We start from the raw sequence: 15,701 nt of genomic DNA on the forward strand, positions 1-15,701 counted from the left end.
GCCTTCGCGATCAGCCGATCTCGGCGACGGGCGTATCGGCCTTCTTCATCGGCGCATCGACGGCAACCTGAGGCAGATCGGTGCGCGCGCCATCGACTACGGATGCACCGTCAGCTTCGGCACCACTGTCACGAACTTGCCACCCCAATCGCTGATATACGAAAGCTGCTGTTTGATTTCGGCCTGTAGGTTCCATGGCAGAATAACCACCCTTTCCGGTTTTTCGGCTTTCAGGACGTCCTCCGTGACAACCGGGATGCGGCTGCCGGGGAGCAGGGTTCCCTGCTTGGCCGGATTCTTGTCGACGACAAACGGCAGGAGATCGGGCTTGACGCCGGCGAAGTTGATGAGCGTGTTGCCCTTCGCCGCGGCGCCGTAGGCCGCCACCTTCAGGCCCGCCCGCCTGCTTTCGATGAGGAATTCAAGGAAGCCGTCGCGCACGGTCTGCGCCGCCTCCTGAAAATTCGCATAGAAGGCATCCTCAAGCATGCCTGCCGCGCGCTCGGCATCCAGCGTCCTGGCGACGGCTGCCATTTTCGCACGTGCCCCCGTATCGCTGCGCTGCGCGAACACGCGCAGGCTGCCGCCATGCCATGGCGTCGTCTCGACATCGAAGACGCAAAGACCGTTCGCTTCGAAGATGCGCGTCACGGCCGTCAGCGACAGATAGGAATAGTGCTCGTGATAGGCCGTATCGAACTGCGCCTCGTGCACCATATTGAGCAGGTGCGGAAACTCGAAGGTGGCGACGCCGTTCGCCTTCAAGAGACGCGTAAAACCGGCGACGAAATCGTTGATGTCCGGCACATGGGCCAGTACGTTGTTGGCCGCCATCAGATCGGCCGAACGCCCCTCCGCCGCCAGTTTCTCGGCGAGTTCGACGCCAAAGAATGCCTCGACGATGTCGATACCCTTTTGCCGGGCAGCCGCTGCCGTACTTGCCGTCGGCTCAATACCGAGGCAGCCGATGCCGCGCTCCTTGGCGTATTGCAGCAGATAGCCGTCATTGGCGGCGACCTCGACGATGTGCGACGCTTCGGTCAAGCCGAAACGGGCCTGCATCTCGGTGACATACTGCCTGGCGTGGTTGAGCCAGGAGGTCGAGAAAGAGCTGAAATAGGCATAGCTCGACGAGAAGAACGTCTCGCGGTCAGCGAAATCTTCCGTCTGCACCAGCCGGCATTCCCGGCAGCAGCGGATGATCAGCGGGTACCAGAGTTCCGGCATATGGCGGTTGGAGGGATCGACATAGGAGTTCGACGGCGGAGCAGTGCCGAGATCGAGGAACGGCACCATATGCGTCGATCCGCAGTGACGGCATTTCATGCGGCAACTCCGCGATAGTCCGGCGACAACAGGGGATGCGCGGCATCGCGCGGCGAGAGATTGATCACCGGCAGCGGCCAGTCGATAGCGAGCGCCGGATCTTCAGGGTTGAGCCCGCCTTCCGCCTCAGCGGCATAGGGCTCAGTATGGGCGTAGATCATCCGGACATCATCGGTCAGCGCCTGGAAGCCATGGGCGAACCCCTTGGGGATCAGCAGCGAACAGGCATTGTCTTCGGAAAGCTCGACAGTGAAATGCCGCAGAAAGGTCGGCGAATGCTGGCGGATATCGACGGCGACATCGAGAATGCGGCCACGCGTGCAGGTCACCAGCTTGATCTCGGCCTGCGGCGGGCGCTGGAAATGCATGCCGCGCACCGTTCCCTTGAACGCCGTGCCAGTCTCGTTGAGCTGCGCAACGCGTCCTTGCCAGCCGAAGGCCGCAAGATCGTCCGCGCAGAACAGGCGCGAGAGGAAGCCGCGCTCGTCCGCCATCTTCCTGCGGGTCAGAACCAACAATCCGTCGAGAGGCGTTTCAGCCGCCTCGAACCGCCCGCTCATCCGGTCGCCCTCTGAGGCTTGTCTTGAACGGCCAATCCAGCGAAATCCCTGATATCGGCAAGGCAGAGATCGAGCGCCGCGCGGCCATCGCCTTGCGCCCGGTACCATTCCATCGTCCGCTTGACGGTCTCTGCAAGCCGCCAGCGCGGCTGATAACCGAGTTCGGCCCGGGCCTTGGCGCTGTCGAGCACCAGATAACCCGCCTCGTGCGGACCGTCCGTTCCGTCGCCGAGTATCATCGCGCCGCCGCCGAAATGCCGCTCGGCCATCTTCAGAACCGCGCCGACCGATGCGGCCTCGCCGTGATCGGGTCCGAAGTTGTAGCTGTCGATACCCTCCGGCGCCCGCCACAACCGTTCTGCAAGGCCCATATAGCCGCCGAGCGGTTCAAGGACGTGTTGCCAGGGGCGCACGGACCGCGGGCGGCGCACCTGCAGCGTCTCGCCGCTCTGCCAGGCCCTGACCGCATCGGGGATCAGCCGATCCTCGGCCCAGTCGCCACCACCGATGACGTTGCCGGCGCGCGCCGTGGCAAGGCCGATCCTGCGGGCTGAGAAGAAGGATGCGCGGTAGCTCGCCGCGACGATCTCCGCCGCCGCCTTGCTGGCGCTGTAGGGATCATGGCCGCCGAGCGGATCGCTCTCCATGAAGGCAAGGCCCGTCTCAGCATTGTGGTAGACCTTGTCCGTCGTCACCACCACGATCGAGCGCACATCCTCCGACAGACGCAGGGCGTCGAGCAGATTGGCCGTCCCGAGTACGTTGACGTCGTAGGTTTCCGCCGGGCTGCGATAGCCGGCACGCACCAGCGCCTGTGCTGCGAGATGGAAGACGATCTGCGGCTTTGTCTTCAGAACATGATGGGTGACAGCATCGCGGTCGCGGATGTCGACGATGCCAGGACCATCCATCGCGCCGCCGAGCAGCAGGTGCAGCGAGGGCTCGGTCCGCGGCGCCAGCGACAGGCCGGCAACATCCGCCCCGAGTTCACGCAGCCACAGCGTCAGCCAACTGCCCTTGAAGCCGGTATGCCCGGTGACCAAGACGCGTTTTCCGCGCCAGAATTCATTCGTCATCGGCATCACCATGTTTTCCACGGCGGGGCGCCGCTCTGCCAGAGGCTTTCGAGGTGGTTCTTGTCGCGCAGCGTATCCATCGGCTGCCAGAAGCCTTCGTGGAAATAGGCCTGCAGCTCGCCGTCTCTGGCCAGTCCCATCAGGGGCTCCCCCTCCCAGCTTGAATGATCCGCTTCGATCCGGTCGATGCAGCGGGGCGAAAGAACGAAAAAACCGCCATTGATGAAGCCGCCCTCGCCTTCCGGTTTTTCGACGAAACCCTGAACCTCGGTGCCGTCCAATTGCAGCGCGCCGTAGCGCGCCGGCGGCCGCACGGCCGTCACCGTCGCCTGCTTGCCGTGGCTCTTGTGGAAGGCGATGGTCTTGCCGATATCGACGTTGCTGACACCATCGCCATAGGTGAAGCAGAAGGCTTCCTCGTTCCTCAGATAGGAGGCAACACGCTTGAGGCGGCCGCCGGTCATCGAGTTCTCGCCCGTATCGACCAGTGTTACGCGCCAGTTCTCGGCGCTCTGGCGATGGAACTCGATGCTGTTCTGCGACAGGTCGAAGGTGATGTCCGACATGTGCAGGCCGTAATTGGCGAAATATTCCTTGATCACATAGCCCTTGAAGCCGCAGCAGATGATGAAATCCCGTACGCCATGGGCATAGTAGAGCTTCATGATGTGCCAGAGGATCGGCCGGCCGCCGATCTCGATCATCGGCTTCGGCCGCAGATGCGTTTCCTCGGCAATGCGTGAGCCCAGACCGCCAGCGAGAATGACCGCTCTCATCGGATTCTCCGGCTAGGCGCCAAAGCCGTCGCCGGCGATGACTTGGCTGAGGGGAAACGGGCTGAGGGGAAACGGGCGCCTGAATTGGCCCGCGATCGAGTTGATCCCGGCCTGCGCGCCGCCTTCGACCGCACAGCCAATGGCTTTGCCGTCATACGGTTTCTAAGGCAGGGAAACGCCATGATGCTCCGGGTCCAGTCAGTCTATCCTGGCAGGCACCCTAGAAGCTGAAACTGTCGTCAAACTGGAGAGACGGCGCGTAAACGCCGGCTTTCCTGTCTTCCCGGCTGAATATCAGGCCAGGAAGACATAAATGATTGGCTTTCAGTAGGCATTCTTGCGCATCAGATGCTGTTCCCAATCGAGCGCGCTACGGATGATGCCGCTCAGGTCATCATATTCCGGCACCCATCCGAGTTCCTTCCTGGCGAGCGCTGGATTGGCGACGATCATCGCAGGGTCGCCTGCCCGCCGTTCCGAGAAAGTGACCGGGAAATCCTCACCATGCACCTTGCGCACCGCATCGAGCACTTCAAGCACCGAGAAGCCGTGGCCGTAGCCGCAATTGGCGGCGAGCGAACCGCCGCCGGCGCGCATGCGCTGCAGCGCCTTCAGATGCGCCTGCACCAGATCCCAGACGTGAATGTAATCGCGCACGCAGGTTCCGTCCGGCGTCGGATAGTCGGTGCCGAAGACACTCATCGACGCGCGCTTGCCGAGCGCCGTAGCACAGGCGACCTTGATCAAGTGCGTCGCCAAGGCCGAAGACTGGCCGCTGCGTCCCTTCGGATCGGCACCCGCGACGTTGAAATAGCGAAGCGCCGTATAGGTGAAGGCATGCGCGTTGGCCGTGTCGCGCAGCATGATCTCGGTCATCAGCTTGGACGAGCCATAGGGCGATTCCGGCTTCAGGTTGACGCTTTCCGTCACCGGTTCCAGAACCTCGGGCGTTCCGTAAACCGCCGCTGTCGAGGAGAACACGAAATAGGGGATGCCGGCCTCGACGGCGCTGGCAATCAGGCTGCGCGACTTGACCGTGTTGTTCTCGTAATAGCCGAGCGGATCGGCGACCGATTCCGGCACGACGATTGAACCGGCGAAATGGATGATGGAATCGATCTCGTTTTCCGCGAAGATCTGCCGCATCAGCACCGTGTCTGCGATGTCACCTTCGTAGAAGCGCGCTTCGGGCGCGATCGCCCAGCGAAACCCGGTTGAGAGACGATCGATGACGACAACCTGTTCACCGGCATCGAGCAATGCCCAGACCATGTGGCTGCCGATATAGCCGCCGCCACCCGTTACCAAAACCGCCATTGCGTACTCCCGCATTGTTGAAGTCAGCGGGATAAGACCCGTTCACGGGCCGACATACAAGGATTTTGTGCAGTGCCGAACGGTCAAATTCCACTCAACGAGACGCGATATAGCCGGCCAACAGCTCGGCGGCCGTTGCAATCTGGCCGGGATCGCGCAGGAAACAGGCGCGCATGAACAGCGAACCGCCCTCGCCGAAGGCCGTGCCAGGTGCCAGGCCGACACCGGTCTTGTCGACGATGTCGAGGGCTGCGCGGCGCGCATCCGTGACACCGTCGATCTTCAGGAAGGCGTAGATCGCGCCGTCCGGCTTCAGGGTCTGTACGCGGTTCGTCGCGATCAGCGCATCGCACAGCAGATCGCGCGAGCGGGTCGCCTTGGCGATGTTTTCTGCGACGAACCCGTCACCCCGATCGAGCGCAACAACCGCGCCGGCCTGGATGAACTGCGCGACACCGGAGGTCGAATACTGAATCAGGTTTTCGAGCACCTGGCCGATTTCCGGCGGCGCCACGATCCAGCCGGCGCGCCAGCCGGTCATCGACCAGTTCTTCGAAAAGGAATTGACGAAGAGGACGCGCTCATCCTCTTCCATGATGTCGAGGAAGGACGGCGCGCGGCCGCCATTGAAATAGTAGAGCGCATAGATTTCGTCGGCGATGATCCAGAGCCCATGCCGGCGCGCCAGATCAAGAATGGCCCTCAGATCGTCGTGCGATGCGGTCCAGCCGGTCGGGTTGGACGGCGTATTGACGAACAGCGCCCGTGTCTTCGGCGTGATGGCGTCTTCGAGCTTGCCGATATCGAGCTGCCATTTGCCGTCTTCGAAGCTCAGCGGCACCGCAATCGCCCGGACGCCGGAAAGCTCCGCGCTTGCCGCGAAATTCGGCCAGGCCGGCGAGAGGAAGACCACATCGTCGCCCGGCGAGGTCACAGCCTCGATCGCCAGCTTGATCGCCTGCATGCCCGACCCCGTCACATAGAAATTGTCAGGGGAAAGCGTCTTTCCGAAATGACGCTGATAGTAGCGCGCCAGCGCCTCGCGCAGCGGCGGGATGCCGCGCTGCCAGGTGTAGAAAGTCTCGCCGGCCTTCAGCGAATCCTGCGCCGCCTGCGAGATGAAATCCGGCGTCGGCAGGTCGCCCTCGCCGACCCAGAGCGGAATCAGGCCGTCGCGCCCGCGCGCATAATTCACCAGCTCGACGATGCCGCTTTCGGGTGCTGCGAGCGATCGGGGGCTGAGGCTGGCGAGAATGGTCATCGGCGGGCTCCTGACGCATGACCCGAAATCGCATAGATTTTCGGGGTTATGCGCAACGTCAAAGGGGAGAGCGCCCTTTGCATGCCCATTTGGGCGCGCGCGCTCTATTTGCCCGCCGCTTCTAGCGGTTTTTCAGATCACGATCACGCGATATTCGCTGACGAGTTTATCGATTTTGGTGATGTATCGCCTTACGCTCTCGGCTTCAGCAGGTCGCGGATTTCGGTCAGCAGTTGCACATCGACCGGCGGCGGTGCTGCGGGTTCCTCGCTCTTCTGCTTTTCCAGCGTGGCGCGCATGTTGTTGACCCCCTTGACCAGCAGGAAGATGATCCAGGCGAGGATCAGGAAGTTCAACACCACGGTGAGGAAGTTGCCATAGGCAAAGACCGCGCCCTGCTCGCGGGCGGCGGCAAGCGAGGTGGCGGTCACGGTGTTGGAGAGCGGAAAGAAAAAGTTGGAGAAATCAAGCCCGCCGGTGATTGCACCGACAACCGGCATGATGATGTCGTTGACCAGAGAATTGACGATCAGCGTGAAAGCACCACCGATGATGATACCGACGGCGAGGTCCATGACATTGCCTCTGGCAATAAACGCCTTGAATTCGTTCAGCATTAATCTCTCCTCATCTTTTCCTGAAACCGGCCGGCTTTACCTGCCCTTGCTCCGCCGGATAGCCGGGGGATGCTACTTGAAATTACACTCAAGTAAATCGAGCGTCGAAAAATGGAAGCGAAACCCACCGGTTTCGTGCCGTTCCAAAAACAGATGTCCGTTCTTTGACTTAAGGCTTAGGCGAGCCTGATTTTCTTCCCTTTCGTCTTGTCCTATGCTGATGTGAGGACAAGGAGGAGGCATGCTTTCGGGCTCGATCATCTTCGCGGCCGCCTTCGCCTATCTGCTGCTGTTGTTTGCGGTGGCAAGCTATGGCGATCGCAAGGCGCGCAACGCCCCTGCCGGCAAGGGCAGGCCGCTCGTCTATGCGCTGAGCCTGGCAATCTATTGCACCTCATGGACTTATTTCGGCGGTGTCGGCCTTGCCGCCGAGCGCGGGCTGGAATTCACCGGCATCTATATCGGCCCGATCCTGATGTTCACGCTCGGCCTGCCGGTGATCCGCCGCATCATCGCGCTTGCCAAATCCGAGAAGCTGACCTCGGTTGCCGACTTCGTCGCCGCGCGTTACGGCAAGAACCCGGCCGTCGCTGCGATCGTCGCGTTGATCTCGCTGATCGGCGCCATCCCCTATATCGCCCTGCAGCTGAAGGCCGTGTCGAGTTCTGTTTCCGCCATGGTCGATACCAGCGGCTATGGCATCGGCGCCGGCCAGAATTTTATCGATCTGCCACTGCTCGTCACGCTCTTCCTCGCCTGCTTCGCCATCGTCTTCGGCACGCGCCACACCGATGCCACCGAACATCAGGACGGTCTCATCCTGGCGATCGCGATGGAATCGGTGGTCAAGCTGCTGGCACTGGTGACGGCCGGCCTCTACGTCGTCTTCTTCCTGTTCGACGGCCCGAGCGACCTTTGGGCCAGGGCGCTCGCCAACAATCAGGTGATGACCGCGCTCAACTACCAGACGCCACTGCCGCGCTGGATCCTGCTCGTCGGGCTCTCCGCCTTCGCCATCATCATCCTGCCCCGGCAGTTCCACGTCACCGTCGTCGAGAACCGCACGGAAAAGGATCTGCGCACCGCCGGTATCCTCTTTCCCGCCTATCTGATCGCCATCAACCTTTTCGTCCTGCCCGTTGCCATGGCCGGCATCCTCACCTTTTCCGGCAGCGGCGAAGCCGATCTCTATCTGCTCACGCTACCGCTTTCCGCCGACATGCCTATCCTGACGCTGATCACTTTCATCGGCGGCTTTTCCGCCGCGACCGCCATGGTCATCGTCGCCTCCGTCGCGCTGTCGATCATGATCTCCAACGACATCGTCATGCCGGTCTTCCTCAGGCGCAACCTGATGGGCCGCGGCGGCTCGCAGGATGTCACCGGCACGCTGCTCAACGTCAGGAGGACGGCGATCTTCGCCGTCCTCCTGCTCGGCTACGGCTACTACCGCTCCGCCGACATGAGCGCCGGCCTCGCCTCGCTCGGCCTTCTGTCTTTCGCCGCCATCTCGCAAATGGCGCCCGCCCTGTTCGGCGGCCTCGTCTGGCGCCAGGCCAATGCCCGCGGCGCCATCGCCGGCATGACGCTCGGCTTCCTCGTCTGGGCCTATCTTCTCTTCCTGCCGAGCCTCGGCGGGCCGGATAACTCGCATGTGGCGGCGACCGTTCTCGGTTTCCTCTTCCCCTTCACTGCGATCTTTTCCGGCCCTGCCGCCGACCCGCTGGTCAATGCCTCGACGCTCAGCCTGCTCGTCAACATGACCGCCTATGTCATCGGTTCGCTGACGCGTGCGCCAAAACCGCTGGAGCGGCTGCAAGCCGGCGTCTTCATCCGCCGCAAATCGCGCTCGGAAAAGGCGTTTCGCGGCCGCAAGACCAAGATCACCGTGCTCGACCTGAAAACCACGATCGCCCGCTATCTCGGCGAGGAGCGCATGCAGCGCTCCTTCCGGACCTATGAGCGCCAGTCCGGCCGCTGGCTGGAGGACAACCAGCACGCCGACATGGCGCTCGTCCATTTTTCCGAGCAGTTGCTCGGCAGCGCCATCGGCTCCTCCTCCGCGCGGCTCGTGCTGTCACTGGTGCTGCAACGCATGGACGACACGTCTTCCGACACCGCCTGGCTGCTCGACCAGGCCTCGGAAGCGCTGCAGTACAATCAGGACATGCTGCAAACGGCGCTTTCGCAGATGGATCAGGGCATCGCCGTCTTCGACAGTTCCAACAACCTGATCATCTGGAACAGGCGCTTCCGCCAGCTGCTCGATCTGCCGGAAAGCGCTGGACAGGTCGGCTTTCCGCTGGCCGAGATCGTCTCCATCCTCACCAAGCGCGGCGACATCCGCAAGGAAGACGGCAAGGGGCTGATTGCCAACTTCCTGACGCTCGACAAGCCGTTCCTGCTCGAACTTTCCGGCGGCGAACGGATCATCGAAGTGCGCACCAACGCCATGCCGGACAAGGGCATCGTTACCACCTATACCGACATCACCCAGCGCGTCGCCGCCGACATTGCACTGAAACAGGCGAACGAGACGCTGGAACTGCGTGTTGCCGAACGCACCGGAGAGCTGACGCGGGTCAACAGGGAAGTGGCCGAAGCCCGCGCTGCGGCCGAGGAAGCCAATATCGGCAAGACCCGCTTCTTCGCCGCCGCCGGACATGACATCCTGCAGCCTCTCAACGCCGCCCGCCTCTATTCCTCGTCGCTGGTCGAACGGCTCGGGGATTCCGAAAACAGCGTGCTGGTCCAGAACATCGATTCCTCGCTCGAATCGGTCGAATCCATCCTTGGCGCCGTTCTCGATATCTCCCGGCTGGATACGGGCGCGATGAAGCCGCGCCTTCAATCCGTGCCGCTCAACGATCTCCTGCGCCGCATCGAAACCGACTTCGCCCCGGTCGCGCGCGCGGCCAATCTCAGGCTCACGGTGATGCCGACATCGCTGACGGTGCGTACCGACCCGAACCTTCTGCGCCGCCTGGTGCAGAACCTCGTTTCCAACGCCATCAAGTACACGCCAAAGGGCAAAGTCCTTGTCGGCGTGCGGCGCGAGGGTGACAACGCCGTTATCCAGGTGCTCGATTCCGGCATCGGTATTCCGGCGTCGAAGTTCCGCACGGTCTTCAAGGAGTTCGCCCGCCTCGACGAAGGCGCCAGGACCGCCTCCGGCCTCGGGCTTGGCCTGTCGATCGTCGACCGCATCTCCCGTGTGCTCAACCACGCCGTCGACCTGCAGTCCAAGCCCGGCAAGGGCACACGCTTCCGCGTCACCATGCCGATCGACCGCGCGGCCGGCAACGTCAAGACCGCCTCTGTGGCAACCGTTGGAACCGCCGAACCGCTCCACGGCCTGCGCGTCCTGTGTATCGACAACGAGGCCCAGATCATCGAGGGCATGAAGCTTTTGCTCGAAGGCTGGGGCTGCACGGTTTCAACCGCGCTGTCGCTTGCGGCCTGGCAGGCCGATCCGGTCAATCTCGCCCAGAATCCGGACGCGATCATCGCCGACTACCATTTGGACAAGGCGACCGGCATCGACGCGATCCGCGCGATCCGCGACCATTTCACAGTCGCCATCCCCGCCCTCCTCGTCACCGCCGACCGTTCTCCCGAAGTTCGCGCCGCCGCCGAACGCGACGGCATTGCGCTCCAGAACAAACCCGTCCGTCCCGCATCGATGCGAGCCTGGCTAACGCAGCTTTCGGTGTCGATGAAGGCGGCGGCGGAGTAAATAAAATTGAATTTTATAGTGAAACTGCTATATTGGCTGTCAAATGACGTCAGACGATGCGGTCGACATTAAAGAAGTGATTTTTCTGCCGCAGCGTGTCGAAGACGATTATCTGTCTCAACCGGCGGAAGTGGTTGAAGCATTTGATGCGCGCGTGACCGCCGTCCAGAATCTTCAGCGCCTGCCCGCAAAGCACCACCAAGCGCTATCGGGGAGCTTGAAAGGCATCGAAGAACTCCGTGTATCACACGACAGCAACACGTACCGGACATACTATCTTGCGAATTACGACGAGGCAGTGGTCCTTATCGATGCAGGCATGAAGAAGTCGAAGAAGGACGGCGAGATTCCGGCGGAACAGGTTGCGCGACTGCTAGAGAGAAAACGGCAGGCCGATCAGTTCTATATCGAAAATCGTGCATTGCTGCGCATGCGTTACGAGATGAGACGAAAACGAAGAGAGATGGCATAGGCGAAGGCAATGACGGACCCTACGACTGGAACTGCAAAATTGGGAAGCGGGAATTATCTTAAGGACCGCGGCTATGCCGACCCCGCCGAAATGCGGGTCAAGTTTCTGCTTTCGAATGAGATCGCTCTGGCCATCGAGGACAAGGCGCTCAGCCAGAAAGCGGCTGCGGAACTGACCTGCTTGAAGCAACCCGACATTTCCAGAATTGCAAACGGCAATGTCGGCGACTATTCCGTGTGGCGGCTTATGCGAACCCTGTCCCTGCTCGGCAAGGACATCGTCATCGACATTCATCAATCGAGCCAACAGCAAGGCGACATCAACACGAAAATCGCCCCCGCGAAACTGGCGGCAAGACGTTAATCCAAATCAAGCCGCGACGGCCGAAATCTTCCCCAGCTGGATGACCGCCTGCGTGCGGCTGTCGACATTGAGCTTAAGCAAGATCGCCGAGACATGCGCCTTGATGGTCGCCTCGGAGACGCCGAGTTCATAGGCGATCTGCTTGTTCAGCAGGCCTTCCGCCAGCATGCCGAGCACGCGCGATTGCTGCGGCGTCAGTGTCTGCAGCCGATGCAGAAGATCCGCCACTTCCGGCTCATGCTCCATGCCGCGCTGGAAGCCCGGCGGGGTGAAGATGTCGCCGGCCATCACCGTTTCGATGCCCTGGCGGATTTCCTCGACGCCGGCGGATTTCGACAGGAAGCCGGATGCCCCCAGTTCCAGCGCCCGCTGGATCGTCGCCGGATCGTCTTGAGCCGAAACGATCATCACCGGCAGGCTCTGGAATTCGGCGCGAAGGGCGATCAGGCCGGACAGTCCGCTGACGCCCGGCATGGTGAGATCGAGCAGCATCAGGTCGGCGGAGACGTTGTCGATCGCCGCCTGCCGCGCCGCGGTGAAATCACCGGCTTCGATGATGGTCGGATTTCCGGCCATGCCGGTCAGCGCCTGGCGCATGGCGCCGCGAAACAGCGGGTGGTCGTCCGCAATGATGATGGTCAAATCTGACGTCATGACGCTCCCTCCCAAGAGCCTGGCGCATTACGGCGCCGCGCGTCTTCTCAGACGCGCAAAGGTCTCCGTAACACTTTGAATCATTGCATAATTTTACCTTAGCTCGATTCCGATTTAAGGAATTATGCGATAGGCGAATCCTCCAATTCACCGCCGCCGCATGTATCATCCGGGAACAGGTCAGGTCTTCTGAGGGCCTTCCTCCGTCTTGCCCGACGGCGTCTTGTCCTCGCGTTCCAGATCCTTCACAATTCCCATGAAACTGCGCATCATTCTTTCCATGATGCTCATCGTCTGGTCAATCTCTTCCTCCGTCGGAAGCCGTGGTTTCAGCGCAGTCTGGCCTTCTCCGACAGCTTTTTCCAGGGTTTCGAGCCGTTTGGTTAAAAGATCGAGCTCCAGTTCGAAGGCGGTGCGCTCGTCGGCCGCCATCCGGCAGACCATTTCGCCGTTGCCCTCCTGGCAGAGCGACACCTCGCCCGTCTGCGTATCCAGCCGCGCAATGCCGCTGTCGGTCTTCTGCATGGCGTAACGTCCCGGTGCCGGCTCCTCGGCGAAGGCCGCGATGGCTGCGAAGACCCCGCCAAGGGTCACGACCGGTATCAACATCCTGTTCATCGCAACCTCCTTGATCGCCAAAAATCCGGGATCGGACCCGCTTGCCGGTGGACTTTCGCACAGGATTGCGGCAATCCCGCAAAACAGATCGTCCAATGTCCAGGAAACGGCGGCATGAGCAGCATCATCTACAAAATCGTCCCGGCAACTCTATGGCAGGATGCGCTGAACAGTGGAGAATTCAAGGGTGCTGCGATCGATCTGACGGATGGCTACATCCATCTGTCGACGGCCGAGCAGGCACCGGGAACCGCTGCCCGCTATTTTGCCGGACAGCAAGGCCTTCTGCTCGTCGCCGTCGATGGCGAAAAGCTTGGCGACAAGCTGGTCTATGAGGCCTCCCGCGACGGAACGCTGTTTCCGCATCTCTACGCCCCCCTTTCTTTCGACGCGGTCCTCTGGGCAAAACCGCTGCCGCTCGATGCCAACGGCACCCATCTTTTCCCTCAGGATGTCTTTCCGGAGTTTGGCCGATGATTGATGCCTTCCAGTCGCTCGCACGCCGCGGCCTCTTCCTGCTCGACCCGGAAGCCGCCCATGGCCTTTCCGTCAAGGCGCTGAAAACCGGCCTCGTGCCCGCCTGCGCAGCCGCCGCCGATCCACGCCTTGTCCAGAGCGTCGCGGGCCTTTCCTTTACCAATCCGCTCGGCATGGCGGCCGGCTACGACAAGAATGCAGAGGTGCCGGAAGCGTTGCTCAGGCTCGGCTTCGGCTTCACCGAGATCGGCACCGTCACGCCGAAGCCGCAGGCCGGCAACGACAAGCCGCGCATCTTCCGTCTGGTCGAGGATGACGCCGTCATCAACCGCCTCGGCTTCAACAATGAAGGCCATCAGGCGGCGCTGACCCGGCTTCGCGGCTGCTCGCGCGATGCCATGATCGGCGTCAATATCGGCGCCAACAAGGACAGCGCCGACCGGATCGCCGATTACGTCACGGGCATCCGCACTTTCTACGGCGTCGCCCGCTATTTCACCGCCAACATTTCTTCCCCCAACACGCCCGGCCTGCGCGACCTGCAGGCGCGCGAAAGCCTCTCGGCTTTGTTGTCCGCCGTGCTTGCCGCCCGCAACGAAGAAGCGGCCAAGACTGGTGTCCGCGTGCCGGTCTTCCTGAAGATCGCGCCGGATCTCACCGAAGAAGGCATGGACGATATCACAGCCGGAGCGCTGTCGCATGCGCTCGACGGGCTGATTGTCTCCAATACGACGCTGTCGCGCGACGGCCTGAAGGATCAGCGCCAGGCCAAAGAAAGCGGCGGTCTTTCCGGCAAGCCGCTGTTTGAAAAATCGACGATCGTGCTTGCCAAGATGCGCAAGCGCGTCGGCCCCGATCTGCCGATCATCGGCGTCGGCGGCGTCTCGTCGGCCGAAACGGCAGCGGAGAAAATCCGCGCCGGCGCCAATCTCGTCCAGCTCTATTCCTGCATGGTCTATGAAGGCCCATCGTTGCCGGGCAGGATCGTCCGCGGCCTGTCGCAACTCTGCGATCGCGAAAAGCTCTCGTCGATCGCTGATATCCGCGGCAGCCGCGTGGGCTATTGGGCCGCCAGGAACGTCTGAGCCGAGCGGCGCGGCACCAGCACCATCAGGAAAAGACCGCGAAACAGCAGGAACAGGTTGAGCGACGCCCAGAGCCCGTGATTGCCGAAGGCCGGCACCAACAGACAGAGCGCGGCGACGTAGCCCGCGAAGGCGGCCAGCATCATGTTACGCATATCACGCGACCAGGTGGCGCCGATGAAGACGCCGTCCATCAGGAAGGCGAGCGCCCCTGTCATCGCCGTGATCGCCGCCCAGGGCATGTAGGTATAGGCCACGGCCCGCACATCCTCCGCCGTCGTCAGCAGATCGACCAGCCCGTCGCCAAAGATCAGGAAGGCGACGGTGGTAAACCCGGCCAGAGCGAGGGACCAGATCGCCGTCATCTTCAGCGCCCGATCAAAGGCCGGCCGGAAGCGCGCTCCGATCGCCCGGCCCGTCAGCTGTTCGGCCGCGTTGGCGAGCCCATCGAGATAGTAGCCGGCGACGAGGAAGATCGTCATCAGCACGGCGTTGGCGGCAAGCGTCACGGGGCCGAGAGCGGTACCGATGCGCGTCATCAGGGTGAAGGCGGCGAGAAGCACGAAGGAGCGGACCATGATATCGCGGTTCAGCCCGAACAGCGGCTTCAAGCGTTCGCGGGCGATGATCGATGCCCAGCTCGGCGAAACCGTCCGGTCGAAGCGGCCACAGACGATTGCAAATCCGGCGATGGCGCCGACCACCTCGCCCGTCACCGTCGCCAGCGCCACGCCCATCACGCCCCAGCCGAGGTAAAGCCCGAGAAAGATACACAAGACGATGTTGATGCCGTTGATCAGCGTCTGCAGCATCAGCCCCGTTGTCCCCTGCCCGCGCCCGAGCACGTAGCCGAGAATCGTGTAGTTGGCGAGCGCCGCCGGGCCGGAGAGGATGCGACAGAGGAAATAGGTGCGCGTCACCGCCTCCACCTCCGGCCCCGGCGCCATCAACCAGAGCCCGGCCGCCAAGAGCAGCGGCGATAACAGGACGATGGCAGTCCCGCAGACCAAAGCGATGATCAGCGAGCGCCAAAACACCGCCTGCTCTTCCGTCCGGTCGTCGCGTCCAAAAGCCTGGGCGACAAGGCCGGTCGTGGCCGAGCGCAGGAAATTGAAGGTGGTGAACAGGAGGTCGAAGAGGATGGCACCGACCGCAAGGCCGGCAAGCAGCGTTGCCTGCCCCATATGCCCGACGACGGCCGTATCCACCAGGCCGAGTAGCGGCGTCGTCAGGAAGCCCAGCGTCATCGGCACGGCGATCGACAGGATCAGCCGGTTGGTGACGTGAAAGGGGCCTGCCCCATGGGTATTTTCGCTGGTATCGATCGTGTGCGCTGCCGTCATGCTTTGTCCCCAAGACCAGC

15 protein-coding genes are annotated in these 15,701 nt (G+C 62.1%); 5 read left to right on the plus strand and 10 right to left on the minus strand.

Annotated elements, in window-relative coordinates; translation table 11 throughout:
• Positions 1–96: 96 nt before the first annotated feature.
• The 7 genes from ACSQ3F_RS03305 to mscL all read right to left on the minus strand — a co-directional run bounded on the left by ACSQ3F_RS03305 (position 97) and on the right by mscL (position 6,933).
• The gene (locus ACSQ3F_RS03305; protein ID WP_436098911.1) at positions 97–1,326 is read right to left on the minus strand and encodes a methyltransferase domain-containing protein; all 1,230 of its coding nucleotides are present in this window, start codon (positions 1,324–1,326) and stop codon (positions 97–99) included.
• Positions 1,323–1,886, minus strand: coding sequence for a dTDP-4-dehydrorhamnose 3,5-epimerase family protein (locus tag ACSQ3F_RS03310; RefSeq protein ID WP_436098912.1), 564 nt, complete (start codon positions 1,884–1,886; stop codon positions 1,323–1,325). Before ACSQ3F_RS03310 ends, ACSQ3F_RS03305 begins: the two co-directional genes overlap by 4 nt.
• On the minus strand, positions 1,883–2,968 hold the full coding sequence (gene rfbG, locus ACSQ3F_RS03315; protein ID WP_436098913.1) for a CDP-glucose 4,6-dehydratase: 1,086 nt from the start codon (positions 2,966–2,968) through the stop codon (positions 1,883–1,885). Before rfbG ends, ACSQ3F_RS03310 begins: the two co-directional genes overlap by 4 nt.
• Positions 2,968–3,738 (minus strand): glucose-1-phosphate cytidylyltransferase, encoded by a 771-nt coding sequence (gene rfbF / locus ACSQ3F_RS03320; protein ID WP_436098914.1) that lies wholly within the window; start codon positions 3,736–3,738, stop codon positions 2,968–2,970. Before rfbF ends, rfbG begins: the two co-directional genes overlap by 1 nt.
• A 324-nt stretch (positions 3,739–4,062) precedes the next feature.
• Positions 4,063–5,055 (minus strand): UDP-glucose 4-epimerase GalE, encoded by a 993-nt coding sequence (galE, locus tag ACSQ3F_RS03325; protein ID WP_436098915.1) that lies wholly within the window; start codon positions 5,053–5,055, stop codon positions 4,063–4,065.
• A 94-nt stretch (positions 5,056–5,149) separates the two neighbouring features.
• Positions 5,150–6,316: a pyridoxal phosphate-dependent aminotransferase gene (locus ACSQ3F_RS03330; RefSeq protein ID WP_436098916.1), complete on the minus strand. Its 1,167-nt coding sequence runs from the start codon at positions 6,314–6,316 to the stop codon at positions 5,150–5,152.
• A gap of 191 nt (positions 6,317–6,507) precedes the next feature.
• On the minus strand, positions 6,508–6,933 hold the full coding sequence (mscL, locus tag ACSQ3F_RS03335) for a large conductance mechanosensitive channel protein MscL (RefSeq protein WP_436098917.1): 426 nt from the start codon (positions 6,931–6,933) through the stop codon (positions 6,508–6,510).
• A gap of 241 nt (positions 6,934–7,174) precedes the next feature.
• On the opposite strand from mscL, the gene ACSQ3F_RS03340 reads away from it, so the two are divergent.
• The 3 genes from ACSQ3F_RS03340 to ACSQ3F_RS03350 are packed head-to-tail and all read left to right on the plus strand — an operon-like array spanning position 7,175 to position 11,504.
• A complete protein-coding gene (locus ACSQ3F_RS03340) occupies positions 7,175–10,669 on the plus strand; it encodes a PAS domain-containing hybrid sensor histidine kinase/response regulator (protein ID WP_436098918.1) in 3,495 nt (1,164 codons plus the stop codon).
• A 43-nt stretch (positions 10,670–10,712) separates the two neighbouring features.
• A complete protein-coding gene (locus tag ACSQ3F_RS03345; protein WP_436098919.1) occupies positions 10,713–11,141 on the plus strand; it encodes a type II toxin-antitoxin system RelE/ParE family toxin in 429 nt (142 codons plus the stop codon).
• A gap of 9 nt (positions 11,142–11,150) precedes the next feature.
• Positions 11,151–11,504: a helix-turn-helix domain-containing protein gene (locus ACSQ3F_RS03350; protein ID WP_436098920.1), complete on the plus strand. Its 354-nt coding sequence runs from the start codon at positions 11,151–11,153 to the stop codon at positions 11,502–11,504.
• A gap of 6 nt (positions 11,505–11,510) precedes the next feature.
• Here ACSQ3F_RS03350 and ACSQ3F_RS03355 read toward each other — a convergent pair whose 3' ends face one another.
• Both ACSQ3F_RS03355 and ACSQ3F_RS03360 read right to left on the minus strand, forming a co-directional pair.
• Positions 11,511–12,158: a response regulator gene (locus ACSQ3F_RS03355; RefSeq protein ID WP_436098921.1), complete on the minus strand. Its 648-nt coding sequence runs from the start codon at positions 12,156–12,158 to the stop codon at positions 11,511–11,513.
• A gap of 180 nt (positions 12,159–12,338) precedes the next feature.
• Positions 12,339–12,776, minus strand: a complete 438-nt coding sequence (locus ACSQ3F_RS03360) for a hypothetical protein (RefSeq protein WP_436098922.1) — start codon at positions 12,774–12,776, stop codon at positions 12,339–12,341.
• 114 nt (positions 12,777–12,890) lie between these two features.
• Here ACSQ3F_RS03360 and ACSQ3F_RS03365 point away from each other — a divergent pair, with 114 nt between their 5' ends.
• Together ACSQ3F_RS03365 and ACSQ3F_RS03370 are read left to right on the plus strand one after the other, a co-directional pair.
• On the plus strand, positions 12,891–13,253 hold the full coding sequence (locus ACSQ3F_RS03365; RefSeq protein WP_436098923.1) for a DUF952 domain-containing protein: 363 nt from the start codon (positions 12,891–12,893) through the stop codon (positions 13,251–13,253).
• Positions 13,250–14,338, plus strand: a complete 1,089-nt coding sequence (locus tag ACSQ3F_RS03370; RefSeq protein WP_436098924.1) for a quinone-dependent dihydroorotate dehydrogenase — start codon at positions 13,250–13,252, stop codon at positions 14,336–14,338. Before ACSQ3F_RS03365 ends, ACSQ3F_RS03370 begins: the two co-directional genes overlap by 4 nt.
• On the opposite strand, the gene ACSQ3F_RS03375 is transcribed toward ACSQ3F_RS03370, so the two are convergent.
• Positions 14,314–15,681: an MATE family efflux transporter gene (locus ACSQ3F_RS03375; protein ID WP_436098925.1), complete on the minus strand. Its 1,368-nt coding sequence runs from the start codon at positions 15,679–15,681 to the stop codon at positions 14,314–14,316. The genes ACSQ3F_RS03370 and ACSQ3F_RS03375 overlap by 25 nt on opposite strands.
• Between the last annotated feature and the right edge of the window lie 20 nt (positions 15,682–15,701).

Source organism: Pararhizobium sp. LjRoot238, assembly GCF_964252955.1.
Lineage (GTDB): Bacteria > Pseudomonadota > Alphaproteobacteria > Rhizobiales > Rhizobiaceae > Pararhizobium.

What these genes read in the sequence shown, in the direction of transcription:
- ACSQ3F_RS03310 (WP_436098912.1), bottom strand. Translation starts at nt 1,886, where the DNA reads ATGAGCGGGCGGTTCGAGGCGGCTGAAACGCCTCTCGACGGATTGTTG.
- rfbF (WP_436098914.1), bottom strand. Translation starts at nt 3,738, where the DNA reads ATGAGAGCGGTCATTCTCGCTGGCGGTCTGGGCTCACGCATTGCCGAG.
- ACSQ3F_RS03360 (WP_436098922.1), bottom strand. Translation starts at nt 12,776, where the DNA reads ATGAACAGGATGTTGATACCGGTCGTGACCCTTGGCGGGGTCTTCGCA.
- ACSQ3F_RS03365 (WP_436098923.1), top strand. Translation starts at nt 12,891, where the DNA reads ATGAGCAGCATCATCTACAAAATCGTCCCGGCAACTCTATGGCAGGAT.
- ACSQ3F_RS03355 (WP_436098921.1), bottom strand. Translation starts at nt 12,158, where the DNA reads ATGACGTCAGATTTGACCATCATCATTGCGGACGACCACCCGCTGTTT.
- ACSQ3F_RS03305 (WP_436098911.1), bottom strand. Translation starts at nt 1,326, where the DNA reads ATGAAATGCCGTCACTGCGGATCGACGCATATGGTGCCGTTCCTCGAT.
- mscL (WP_436098917.1), bottom strand. Translation starts at nt 6,933, where the DNA reads ATGCTGAACGAATTCAAGGCGTTTATTGCCAGAGGCAATGTCATGGAC.
- galE (WP_436098915.1), bottom strand. Translation starts at nt 5,055, where the DNA reads ATGGCGGTTTTGGTAACGGGTGGCGGCGGCTATATCGGCAGCCACATG.
- ACSQ3F_RS03340 (WP_436098918.1), top strand. Translation starts at nt 7,175, where the DNA reads ATGCTTTCGGGCTCGATCATCTTCGCGGCCGCCTTCGCCTATCTGCTG.
- rfbG (WP_436098913.1), bottom strand. Translation starts at nt 2,968, where the DNA reads ATGCCGATGACGAATGAATTCTGGCGCGGAAAACGCGTCTTGGTCACC.
- ACSQ3F_RS03330 (WP_436098916.1), bottom strand. Translation starts at nt 6,316, where the DNA reads ATGACCATTCTCGCCAGCCTCAGCCCCCGATCGCTCGCAGCACCCGAA.
- ACSQ3F_RS03345 (WP_436098919.1), top strand. Translation starts at nt 10,713, where the DNA reads ATGACGTCAGACGATGCGGTCGACATTAAAGAAGTGATTTTTCTGCCG.
- ACSQ3F_RS03350 (WP_436098920.1), top strand. Translation starts at nt 11,151, where the DNA reads ATGACGGACCCTACGACTGGAACTGCAAAATTGGGAAGCGGGAATTAT.
- ACSQ3F_RS03370 (WP_436098924.1), top strand. Translation starts at nt 13,250, where the DNA reads ATGATTGATGCCTTCCAGTCGCTCGCACGCCGCGGCCTCTTCCTGCTC.
- ACSQ3F_RS03375 (WP_436098925.1), bottom strand. Translation starts at nt 15,681, where the DNA reads ATGACGGCAGCGCACACGATCGATACCAGCGAAAATACCCATGGGGCA.